Genomic DNA, 11,787 nt, shown 5'->3' on the forward strand with positions numbered 1-11,787 from the left:
AGAGAGCAGCAATGACCTTCAATCACACATACCGGCGCTGGCCTCTGGCCTTGCTGATCGCTGCGGCTGTCGCGGTGCAGGGGTGCAACGAGAAACCTGCCGGACCACCCGCGGCGGCTGCGTCGCAACCGGCACCGGCGGCCCAGGCCGCGATCACCGTGCAGCACCAGTTGGGTTCCACATTGATCGAGCAGGTGCCCCGGCGCGTGGTGGCGCTGGACATGAACGAGGTCGATTTCCTCGACCTGCTGGGCGTGCCCGTGGTGGGCATGCCGAAGGATTTCGTCCCGCACTTTCTCGCCCGCTACCAGGACGCGGCGAACGTCGAGGACCTGGGGGCGATTGTCCAGCCCAACCTGGAGCGGATCCACGGGCTCAAGCCGGACCTGATACTGATCACCTCGCTGCAGGCCAACCACTACCGGGAGCTGAGCGAGCTGGCCCCGACCCTGCATTTCGACGTCGACTACCGCGACAGCGAGACCCGGCACATCGAGGTCATCAGGGATCACTTGCTGACCCTGGGGCAGATCTTCGGCAAGCAGGCGCTGGCCCGCGAGCAGGCCGCGGCGCTCGAGGCCAAGGTGGAGGAGGTCCGGCGCACCACCCAGGGACGCCCGGAGAAGGCCCTGGTGGTGCTGCACAACAACGGCGCCTTCAGTTCGTTCGGCGTGCAGTCGCGCTACGGCTTCATCTTCAACGCCCTGGGGGTGAAACCCGCCAGCCCGACGGCCGAGGCCGGCCTGCACGGCCAGCCGATTTCCAGCGAGTTCATCCAGCAGGCCAACCCCGACATCATCTATGTGGTGGACCGCACGGCGGTCATGGAGCGTCGCCCGGTGATGGATGCCCAGGGCATGGGCAACCCGTTGCTGCGCCAGACCACTGCCTGGAAAAACGGCCGGGTGATCTTTGTCGACGCCCAGGCCTGGTACGTCACCGGTGCCAGCCCGACGTCGCTCAAGCTGATGATCGATGACGTGCTCAAGGGCTACCGCAGCTGATCGCCGCAGGGCTTGCCCCGGCTTGTTTGGCGTAATGAGTGATTCTCATTAAATCCATTTCTTAGATTCAGATTAAAAACATAACAACCACTGCCCACTTACCCGCAAGGAGTTAAAGCGTGAGTAAACGCCAGTACCACACCCGCAATACGCCATCCTCAACCGCCGCCTTTGCCCTCAAGCCCAGCGTTGCTGCCGTGCAGCGAGTCCTGCTGGGCCTGGGCCTGGCGGTGATCGGCTTGCCGGCACAGGCCGAGGGCCAGAGTGCCGAGGAGCAAGCGCGTGCCATGACGCTGCCGGTGGCCACGGTGCAGGGGCAAATGCAGGGGCCCGCCGAGCTGCCGCCGAGCTACGCCGGGGGGCAGGTGGCCACGGGTAGCCGGGTTGGCCTGCTGGGCAACAAGGACTTCATGGACACCCCGTTCAGCACCATCAGCTACACGGAAAAATACATTGCCGACCGCCAGGCCAAGAACATCACCCAGGTGATTGCCGCCACCGACCCCGCGGTGTTCAGCAACGGCCTGACCGGCACCTTCAGCGAGAATTACTCGATTCGCGGCTTTGCCAGCAGCATCAGCGATGTGACCGTCGGCGGCCTGTACGGCATGGCGCCGTTCTATCGGATCTCGCCGGAAATGTACGAGCGCATCGAAGTGCTCAAGGGCCCGTCGGCGCTGCTCAATGGCATGCCGCCGGGCGGCTCGGTGGGGGGCACCGTCAACCTGGTGCCCAAGCGTGCCGGGGAGCAGCCCCTGACCCGGCTGACGGGTACTTACATGTCCGATGCGCAGTTCGGCGGGCACCTGGATCTGGGGCGGCGCTTTGGCCAGGAGCAGCAGTTCGGCGTGCGTTTCAACAGTGTCTACCGCGATGGCGATAGCGCCATCAACCATCAGCAGCAGAAGGCCCAGCTCAACTCCCTGGGGCTGGACTGGCGCGGCGAGCGGCTGCGGCTCTCCGCCGATCTGTATGAGAGCGAAGACCGGGTGCGCGGGCAGAACCGTGGCATCAGCCTGGCTTCCGGGGTGGCGGTGCCCAAGCCGCCAAAGTCCGACACCTTGCTCAACCCCGGCTGGGGCCATGTGCAGACCAAGGACCAGGGGGCGATCCTGCGGGGTGAGTTCGACCTCAGCGACAGCCTGACGGCCTATGCCGCCTATGGCGCCAGCCAGACCCGCTACACCTACAACGGCACCATGATGGCCTACGTGTTCAATGCCGCGGGCGACATGCGCACCAGCATGGGGCAACTGAAACAGGACCTGGACAAGACCTCCGGCGAGGCGGGCCTGCGGGGCGAGTTCCGGACCGCGGCGATCCAGCATAAATGGACGCTGAACGGCACCCACTACGGCGACAAGGAAAAGGACTATGGACGCCGCTCGGTGCCCGGGGCGGACTGGGTCACCAACATCTACCACCCGGCCTGGGGCCCGGCCGCGCCCACCAGCTGGCCGCAGATTTCCCACGTTGAAAACCGCATCAGCAGCTATGGCCTGGCCGATACCCTGTCGATCCTCGATGAGCGGGTGCAACTGACCCTGGGCGTGCGCCGCCAGCAGGTGATCACCAACCCCTTCGATGTCAAAACCGGCGAGCGTGGCCAGGGCTACAACGAAAGCGCCACCACCCCGGCAGCGGCCTTGCTGGTCAAGGTCACTGACGATGTGTCGCTGTATGCCAACTACATCGAGGGCCTGAGCAAGGGGGCCACCGCGCCGGCCGACTCGAGCAATCCGAACGATGTGTTCGCACCCTACAAGTCCAAGCAGAAGGAAGTGGGGGTCAAGCTCGACCTCGGCGATTTCACCCACACCCTGAGCCTGTACGAGATCACCCGGCCCAGCAGCTACCTCGACCCTGATACGCGGATCTTTTCCTTTGGTGGCGAGCAACGTAACCGTGGCATCGAGTGGGGCTTCTTCGGCGCGCCGCTGGCCAATGTGCGCCTGATGGGCGGCGTGGCCCATGTCGACCCGAAGATCACCAAGACCGATGAAGCGGGCATCGAGGGCAAGACCGCCACCGGCCTGCCCAAGCTGCAAGGCAAGCTGGGGGTGGAATGGGACACGCCGTTGGTCGAAGGCCTGACCCTGACCGCCAATGCGACCTCGGTGTCCAAGCAATACATCAGCGAGGACAACACACAGTCGATTCCCGGCCACACGATCTTCGATGTGGGCAGCCGCTACGCCTTGCAGGTGGCCAGCCGTCCGGTGACCTTGCGCGGCAGCGTCACCAACCTCACCAACAAGGCCTATTGGGGCACGCCGTTGCTGTCCAGCCTGGGGCTGGGGGCGCCGCGGACCTTTGAGCTGTCGGCCACGGTGGATTTCTAAGGGCGCTGCAACGCTGGCGGCGCAGGCCGCCAGACGTCATGCCTGGCCGGGAAACAGGAAGGGGCTGATGCTGCTGCGCGCGAAGCCTTCCGCCTCAAGCCCGGCATCCAGGGCCAACGACGCAAGGTCGTCGGCCACCGGCTCCAGCCCCTGATCGTGTGGGTAATAGAACACCTTCAGGTAGCTCTGGCAGTCTCCACAACTCTCGGCCTTGACCGCGCTGTCCTGGTGCTCCAGCGACCAGTAGTGCAACTGGCCGGTGCCTTCGCAGTTGCTGCATTTGGCCCGCACCATGTGCCAGCGGCTTTCGCACAATCCGCAGTGCAGGTAACGCAGGCCGGCGCGCTTGCCGCTGAGAATCACGCTGGCCACCGGCGCGCTGCAGCACACCGGGCAATGCTGGCGCTGTTCTCCCACCTGGGCCCGGGCGCTTACCGGCAGCGCACTGGCCAGTTGGCTGAAATACAGGCTCAGGGCCGCCCAGAAAAACAGCGCCTGGCCGCTGTCGACCTGAAGGTAGTGCCCCAGTAGCAACTGCTCGGCACAGGCTTCACGCTGCTCGGCGGGCATGCCGCTGATGGCGTCCAGGGCCGTGGCCAGCGGGGCGCTGGCGTCCGTGCGCAGCTGCTCGATCAGTTGCTCAAGGGCCGCTTGCCAATAGGCCGAGCGCGGCAGGCGCTGCACATCCAGCGGCGCGCCATCACCGACCCGCGCCGCCAGAGCCTGCAACTCCTCGGCCGCCACCGGCGAACGCTCGAGTATCGCCTGCTGCGCCTCGGCCACCCGCGCGGCAAACCTCAGGTAGTCGGCCTGCTCGTGACCTTCGGCCAGCTGGCGCAGGCGCGCTGCGCGCTGGCTGAAGTGCTGGCGCAGGCCCGGCAGCAACAAGGCGCTGATTTCTTCCACGCCGCCACTGGTGGGCTCCAGCGGGGTTAGCTTGATGCTGCTCATTTCTTCTCACTCTTGGAAATCTGCTGGTACCAGCGGTCATGGTGTGAGCGGGCCCAACTGCGCGATACGTAGCCGGTGACCATGCCACGGATCGAACCCTTGACCCAGAACGCCAGGTAGGCGTGACCGATGATCAGCAGCATCAGCGAGATCCCGGCCAGGGCATGGGTGAGCAGGGCGATGCGAATCAGGGGAATGCTGAAGTACTGGGCGAACCACGGCCGCCAGATCACCACGCCGCTGAGCAGCAACAGGCTGATCAGGCCCATGATTCCCCAGAACAGGATCTTCTGCCCGGCGTTGTACTTGCCAATTTGCAGCGGTTGGCGGTGGTCCCCCGAGAGCACCGTCTTGAGGTTGCGAAACCAGATCGCGTCCTGGCGTTCCGGCAGGTTGTACTTCACAAAACGCACGAACAGGAACATCAGTAGCAGGAACACCACCGTTCCCAGAAACGGGTGCAGGATGCGCGCCAGCTGCGGCGTGCCGAACACGCCGTTGAGCCAGTTCAGCGACGGGAAGAACCACGACAGCCCGGACAACGCCACCATGAAGAAGCAGATGACCATGAACCAGTGGCTGGCGCGTTCGATAAAGCGGGTCCGCAGGATCAGCTTGTCCTTGTTCATCATGGGTTCTCCTTGAGGTCTTCTTCGACTTCGTTGGGGCCGACGCCGATGTAGTGGAATACCGTACCGGCCAGGGTGGCGAAGAAGGCGGCGGCGGCCACCGGCTTGAGCCAGCCTTTCCAGCCTTCGATCGCGCTGCTGATGCGCGGGTCGGGGTTGAGCTTGTGGTACAGCTGCGGCTGGTCGGCGTGTTGCAGCACGTAGAACACATGGGTGCCGCCCACCGCTTGCGGGTCGTAGATCCCGGCACCGGCAAAGCCACGGCCCTGCAGTTCGGTAACCCGGTCCGCGGCCTGCACCAGCATGTCGGCCTTGCTGCCGAAGTTGATCGCCCCGGTCGGGCAGGTCTTCACGCAGGCCGGCTCCTGGCCGACCGTGACCCGGTCGACGCACAGGGTGCACTTGTAGGCCTTGTTGTCCTTCTTGCTGATGCGCGGCACGTCGAACGGGCAGCCGGCGACGCAGTAGCCGCAGCCGATGCAATGCTCGGACTGGAAGTCGACGATGCCGTTGGCGTACTGGATGATCGCCCCCGGTTGCGGGCAGGCTTTTAGGCAGCCAGGGTCGGCGCAGTGCATGCAGCCGTCCTTGCGGATCAGCCATTCGAGCTTGCCGGCTTCGTTCTCATGCTCGTCGAAACGCATCAGGGTCCAGGTGTCGGCGCTGAGGTCGGCGGGGTTGTCGTAGACGCCGACGTTGTGGCCGACCTCGTCGCGCAGGTCGTTCCATTCGTTGCACGCCACCTGGCACGCCTTGCAGCCGATGCAGATGCTGACGTCGATCAGCTTGGCCACTTCGGCCTGGTGATCGCGGGCCCGCGGTGCCGGGGTGAAGGCGTTGGTGGCCGAACGGCGGATGATGTCTTGGGATTGCATGGACATGTCAGTTGCTCCGTCAGGCCTTTTCCACGTTCACCAGGAACGCTTTGTATTCCGGGGTATTGGTGTTGGAATCACCGATGCCCGGGGTCAGGGTGTTGGCCAGGAAGCCCTTGCGGGTGGCGCCTTCGTAGCCCCAGTGGCAAGGGATGCCGATGGTGTCGACCGGTTGGCCGTCGACCTCCAGGCGACGGATGCGCTTGGTCACCACCGCCTTGGCCTTGATGTAGCCGCGCTTGGTGCTGACGCGCACCAGGTCGCCCTGGACGATGCCCTTTTCCTTGGCCAGCACTTCGCCGATCTCGATGAACTGTTCCGGCTGGATAATCGCGTTGAGCCTGGAGTGCTTGGTCCAGTGGCGGAACAGTTCAGTGATCGAATAGGTGGTGGCCACGTAGGGGAATTCCTCGCGGCTGCCCATGCGCGCCCGGTCACTGTCGTACAGTCGCGCCGTGGGGCTCTTGCTGACGTTGGGGTGCAGCGGGTTGTGCGCCAGCGGGCTTTCGGTGGGCTCGTAGTGCTCGGGAAACGGGCCGTCGTTCATGGCGCCCACCGAGAACAGCCGGCCCAGGCCCTCGGGCAGCATGATGAACGGGTTGGCCTGGGTGCCCGGCGCCAGGTTGACCGGGAAGTCCGGCACATCGATGCCGCTCCAGCGATTGCCGTCCCAGCCGATGATCTTGCGTTGCGCATCCCAGGGTTTGCCCTGCGGGTCGGCCGAGGCGCGGTTGTAGAGAATCCGCCGGTTCTGCGGCCAGGCCCAGGCCCAGCCCGGGGTGCAGCCCAGGCCACTGTCGGCGTTGTCGCGACGGGCCATCTGGTTACCGGCCTCGGTCCAGGAGCCGGCGAATATCCAGTTGAAGCAGGCGGTGCTGCCGTCGTCGCGCAGTTGGCCGAAGTTGTCCAGCAACTGGCCCTTGCGCAGGATCAGGTTGCCCTGGTCATCACGCACGTCGGCCAGGGCGTAGCCGTTGGATTCCTTGGCCACTTCCTCGGGCTCGGGGTCGTAGGGGTTGCGGTAGTCCCAGGCCATGTTCAGCACCTGCTCGGGGCAGGCGCCGCCTTCGTTGCGGTACAGCTCGCGCAGTTTCATGAACAGGTGGCCGAGGATCTTGCCGTCATGCCAGGCCTCGCCGGGCGGCGCGGCGCCTGCCCAGTGCCATTGCAGCCAGCGCCCGGAGTTGACGATCGAACCGTTTTCCTCGGCAAAGCAGCTTGAGGGCAGGCGGAACACTTCGGTCTGGATCTGCGCCGGGTCGACATCGTTGGATTCGCCGTGGTTCTGCCAGAAGCTCGAGGTCTCGGTGGCCAGCGGGTCGATGATCACCAGGAACTTGAGCTTGGCCAGCGCCGCGGCAGCCTTGTTCTTGTCCGGGAACGCGGCAATCGGGTTGAAGCCCTGGGCGATGTAGCCGTTGACCTTGCCTTCATACATGCGGTTGGAGAAGTTCAGTACGTCGTAGCTCTCGTCCCACTTGGGCAGCCAGTCGAAGCCCCACTGGTTGTCGCGGGTGGCCTTGTCGCCGTACAGGCTCTTCATCAGGCTGATGAAGAACTTGGGGGTGTTCTGGTAGTAGTTGACCTGGCCGGGCAGCTGGGCGCTTGGGGTCGTTTCCTTGAGGTAGGTGGCCAGGCTGTCCTGATTATCGGACGGCAGGTTCATGTAGCCCGGCAGGCGTTGCGAGAGCAGGCCAAGGTCGGTGTAGCCCTGGATATTGGAGTGCCCGCGCAGGGCATTGACGCCGCCGCCGGCCATGCCGATGTTGCCCAGCAGCAGTTGGATCATCCCCGAGCCGCGGATCATCTGCGCGCCGGTGGTGTGGTGGGTCCAGCCCAGGGCATAGAGGAAGGTTGCGGTCTTGTCCGGCACGCTGGTGCTGGCCATGATCTCGCAGATCTCCAGGAAGTCGGCCTGGGGCGTGCCGCAGATCTGGCTGACCCGCTCCGGGGTGTAGCGGCTGACATGCTGCTTGAGCAGGTTGAGCACGCAGCGCGGGTGGCTCAGGCTCGGGTCGCGGCGGGCGTGGCCTTGCTCGTCCAGCTCATAGGCCCAGGAGCTGCGGTCGTAGCGCCGGGTCTTGGCGTCGTAGCCGCTGAACAAGCCGTCATCGAAGCGGTAGTCGCTGCGCACGATCAACGAGGCGTTGGTGTAGGCGCGCACGTATTCATGCTGGATGCGGTCGTTGCTGAGCAGGTAGTTGACCATGCCCATCAGGAAGGTCACGTCGGAACCGGCGCGTACCGGCGAGTAGATATCTGCCACCGCTGCGCTGCGGTTGAAGCGCGGGTCGACCACTATGACCTTGGCGCCATTGCGGATCTTGGCCTCGATCACCCACTTGAACCCCACCGGATGCGCCTCGGCCGGGTTACCGCCCATGATCAGCACCACGTTGGCGTTCTTGATGTCGACCCAGTTATTGGTCATGGCGCCACGGCCGAAGGTCGGGGCCAGCGCCGAGACCGTCGGCGCGTGGCAGACCCGGGCCTGGCTGTCGGTGCCGAGGATGCCCAGGGCGCGGGTGAAGCGCTGGTCCAGCGAGCCGGTCTCGCTGCTGGCGGCCGAAGAGCAGAGCATGCCGGTGGACAACCAGCGATTGACCGTGACGCCCTTGGCGTTTTTCTCGATGAAGTTGGCGTCGCGGTCGTCCTTCATCAACCGCGCGATGCGTTCGATGGCGTAATCCCAGCTGACCCGCTGCCATTTATCCGAGCCCGCGGCGCGGTACTCGGGGTACAGCAGGCGCTGTTCACTGTGGATGTAGTCCACCAGCCCGGCGCCCTTGGGGCACAACGAACCGCGGCTGACCGGATGGTCCGGGTCGCCTTCGATATGGAAGATCCGCGCCTTGGCGTTCTTCGCGCCATCGCCCAGGCTGTACATCAGGATGCCGCAACCGACCGAGCAGTAGGTGCAGTTGTTGCGGGTTTCCCTGGCGCGCAGCAGTTTGTACTGGCGCGACTGGCTGGCGTTGGCCGTGGTGGGAGCAAAGCCCAGGGAAACGGCGGTGGTGGCCACGGCACCGGCTGTGCAAAGTTTAAAGAACTGTCTTCTGCCAAGTGTCATGACGCACTCCTTATGCAGGCATCTTTCAATCACGGGTGATCAGGCAAGGTGGCAAGGGCCACTCTTCTAATGGGGGGGCACAACGCGTGTGGAATGGATCGGCAGTGGCCGGGGTCCGCGCGGCGGCGATAAGTCTTGTGCGGGTGCTGCTGTGTGCCGGCGATTTTATGGGCCGCTTGCGCAGGCGGCTAATAGGCTGGGTCGATGGTCCGATAAGCCTTGTCGATGAAGGTGCTGAACGCTTCGAATAACCCGTCGAAGTATTGATCTGGATCAAGAAATGGCCGCCAAAACAGACTGTTGGCGTTACGCAATACGACCAAAGTCACTGCCGGGCACGACTAAAGTTTTCTCGGGGCGGGTGGCGAAAGGGCTCAAGGCGTGGGGTGGGGTTGGCCGTCTGCTCGACGGGGTCGCCGGCAGGCCGCTTGAGGGGCAGGGCAGGTGCGGTCATGACCCTGCTGGGCAGGACAGTGCAATGGCTGAGCATCTGTCCAAAGGTTTCCTATGTGGTATAGGGCCTGGCCGGATTGAGCGCGGAGTCTGGGGGGCGTTTCGGTAGATCAGTGAGCCGTTGGGGAAGGCTCAGAGGCTGTCGGGGTCGCCAAAGAACATCTGAATCCGCGAACGCAACCAGCGTTCCCCTGGATCGTTGTCCTGTGAACCACGCCAGGCCATGTGCAATTCGAAGCTGCGCACCGGCAATGGCGGGTCTTCGGCGCGTACGCCACCGGCGGCAGTCAGGGCCTCGGCGGTGTAGTCCGGAACGGTGGCGAGAATGTCGGTGCCGGCCAGCAGGGTGCTCAGGCCGTTGAACTGCGGTACGGCGAGCACTACGTGGCGTTTGCGTCCGAGTTTTTCCAGTTCTTCATCGATAAAGCCGCTCAGGTCCCCGGCGAACGACACCAGGGCGTGGGGACGGGCGCAGAAGTCGTCCAGGCTGAGGGCGCCGGGCACGGTGTCGGCCCGCAGCAGTTTCGGCAGGCTGCGGCGCAGGACCTTGCGCTTGGCGTTGGCCGGCAGGTCGGCGGTGTAGCTGACGCCGATGGAGATTTCGCCGGAGGCCAGCAGCGACGGCATCAACAGGTAGTTGGCCCGGCGCACCACCAGCACGATGCCCGGGGCTTCGGCGCGCAAGCGCTTGAGCAGCATCGGCAGCAGGGCAAATTCCACGTCGTCGGAAAGGCCGATGCGAAATACGGTGGTGCTGGTGGCTGGGTCGAACTCGGCGGCGCGGCTGACAGCGGTGGAGATCGAATCCAGGGCCGGCGAGAGCAAGGCGAAGATTTCCACCGCGCGGGCGGAGGGTTCCATGCTGCGTCCAGTGCGCACGAACAGCGGGTCGTCGAACAGGTTGCGCAGGCGCGACAGGGCCGCGCTGATGGCCGGCTGGCCGAGAAACAGCTTCTCGGCGGCGCGGGTCACGCTGCGTTCGTGCATCAGTGTTTCGAACACGATCAACAGATTCAGGTCGACACGACGCAGGTCATTACGATTCATCTGGAGTCCTGGCAGAGTCAGCGAACTTGACGGGAGCGACCCTCGGGGTAAAAAGGTCGGCGTGAATCTTACGGGTAAAGGCTGGTACTCTGCATCGGCTAAATGTTGTTTGTTTGTAGCCGGGCGGCGTTCAGGCATGCTGTACGCCCTGATTTACAAGGGCACGAAATCAATGACAGACATGTCGACTATTAATAGGCACTGATAGTCTTGCTTTCAAAGCCCGGATAAAGTTCGCGGCATTAGAGGTTAATTTGACGAGGTTTGCGATGTCCCGCACGATTCGTTTTCACAAGTTTGGACCGGCCGAGGTGCTCAAATGCGAAGAGCATGCGGCCTCGTTGCCTGCGCCAGGCGAAGTGCAGGTACGAGTCGAAGCCATTGGTATCAGTTGGTACGACGTGCTCTGGCGGCAGAACCTGGCGTCGTCCCATGCGCGCCTGCCTTCTGGCCTCGGGCATGAGATGGCCGGTGTGGTCACGGCGCTGGGCGAGGGCGTCGACGACTTGGCGGTCGGGGACAAGGTGGCGAGCTTTCCCGCTGAAAGCCCCAATGACTACCCGGTGTATGGCGAGCAGATCGTTCTGCCGCGTTCGGCCCTGACCCGTTATCCCGAAGTGCTCAGCCCGATCGAGGCCGCGGTGCATTACACCCCGCTGTTGATCGCTTATTTCGCCTACGCCGACCTGGCGCGGGTCAAGCCCGGGCAGTTTGCCCTGGTCACCGATGCCAGCCACTGCGCCGGGCCGTCCTTTGTGCAGTTGGGCAAGGCCCTGGGCGTGCGGGTGATTGCCGCCACCAAGACCGCTGAAGAGCGTGAATACCTGCTGTCTCTTGGCGCCGAGAAGGTGATTGTCACCGAGGAGCAGGACCTGCTGATGCAGATCAACAAGCTCACCGACAACCGTGGCGTCGATGTGGTGTTCGACGGCCTGGGCGGCCCGCAGATGTCGATGCTCGGTGATGTCCTGGCGCCCCGTGGCAGCCTGGTGCTGTATGGCCTGCAAGGCGGTAACCAGACGCCGTTCCCGGCTTGCGCGGCGTTCCAGAAGAACATCCAGTTCTTCGTCCACTGCATTGGCAACTTCACCGGCAAGCCTGAACTGGGGATCCTCCAGGATCAGGTGGCACTGCAGCGTGCGCTGCGTGACATCAACCAGCTGACCGCCGACCGGGTGCTGGTGCCCTTGAAGACCCGGGTGTTTCCTTTCAGCGAGTTTGTCGAAGCGCACCGTTACATGGACGAATGTCCGTGTCGCGAGCGGGTTGCACTCCAGGTCGAACCGGCCTGATGACTCCAACGCCAGGCCTAGCCTGGCGTTTTTGTATCTGTGCTTTCAGCTGCCGGTAGGCGAAGGCGTTCTCAATCATGTGCACAGGGCTCGCGGGCTCTTTCACCGGCACGCCGGCTCCTGC

General features: G+C 64.1%; 8 protein-coding genes. 3 read left to right on the plus strand and 5 right to left on the minus strand.

Translation table 11 applies throughout. The features are described 5' to 3' along the window. Positions 1 to 11 precede the first annotated feature (11 nt). Complete coding sequence (locus LXM55_RS02165) at positions 12 to 1,004, plus strand: siderophore ABC transporter substrate-binding protein (RefSeq protein ID WP_233318184.1); 993 nt, start codon at positions 12 to 14, stop codon at positions 1,002 to 1,004. Positions 1,005 to 1,123: 119 nt separating this feature from the next. Continuing rightward, positions 1,124 to 3,346, plus strand: coding sequence for a TonB-dependent receptor (locus LXM55_RS02170; protein ID WP_233318186.1), 2,223 nt, complete (start codon positions 1,124 to 1,126; stop codon positions 3,344 to 3,346). 36 nt (positions 3,347 to 3,382) lie between these two features. Here the strand turns inward: LXM55_RS02170 and fdhE are convergent, their stop codons facing one another. The 5 genes from fdhE to LXM55_RS02195 all read right to left on the minus strand — a co-directional run bounded on the left by fdhE (position 3,383) and on the right by LXM55_RS02195 (position 10,371). After that, complete coding sequence (gene fdhE, locus LXM55_RS02175) at positions 3,383 to 4,297, minus strand: formate dehydrogenase accessory protein FdhE (protein ID WP_233318188.1); 915 nt, start codon at positions 4,295 to 4,297, stop codon at positions 3,383 to 3,385. Further along, entirely contained in the window at positions 4,294 to 4,926 is a 633-nt protein-coding gene (locus LXM55_RS02180; protein WP_233318191.1) for a formate dehydrogenase subunit gamma, read from the minus strand. The genes fdhE and LXM55_RS02180 overlap by 4 nt, the downstream gene beginning before the upstream one ends. Beyond that, on the minus strand, positions 4,926 to 5,807 hold the full coding sequence (gene fdxH, locus LXM55_RS02185; RefSeq protein WP_233318193.1) for a formate dehydrogenase subunit beta: 882 nt from the start codon (positions 5,805 to 5,807) through the stop codon (positions 4,926 to 4,928). Before fdxH ends, LXM55_RS02180 begins: the two co-directional genes overlap by 1 nt. Before the next feature lie 13 nt (positions 5,808 to 5,820). Continuing rightward, positions 5,821 to 8,871, minus strand: a complete 3,051-nt coding sequence (gene fdnG / locus LXM55_RS02190; RefSeq protein ID WP_233318196.1) for a formate dehydrogenase-N subunit alpha — start codon at positions 8,869 to 8,871, stop codon at positions 5,821 to 5,823. A 585-nt stretch (positions 8,872 to 9,456) separates the two neighbouring features. Beyond that, the gene (locus LXM55_RS02195) at positions 9,457 to 10,371 is read right to left on the minus strand and encodes a LysR family transcriptional regulator (RefSeq protein ID WP_060839124.1); all 915 of its coding nucleotides are present in this window, start codon (positions 10,369 to 10,371) and stop codon (positions 9,457 to 9,459) included. Between the two features lie 269 nt (positions 10,372 to 10,640). On the opposite strand from LXM55_RS02195, the gene LXM55_RS02200 reads away from it, so the two are divergent. Beyond that, positions 10,641 to 11,663: a zinc-dependent alcohol dehydrogenase family protein gene (locus LXM55_RS02200; RefSeq protein WP_233318198.1), complete on the plus strand. Its 1,023-nt coding sequence runs from the start codon at positions 10,641 to 10,643 to the stop codon at positions 11,661 to 11,663. Positions 11,664 to 11,787: the final 124 nt, after the last annotated feature.

This window comes from Pseudomonas sp. Au-Pse12, from assembly GCF_021341665.1.
GTDB lineage: Bacteria > Pseudomonadota > Gammaproteobacteria > Pseudomonadales > Pseudomonadaceae > Aquipseudomonas.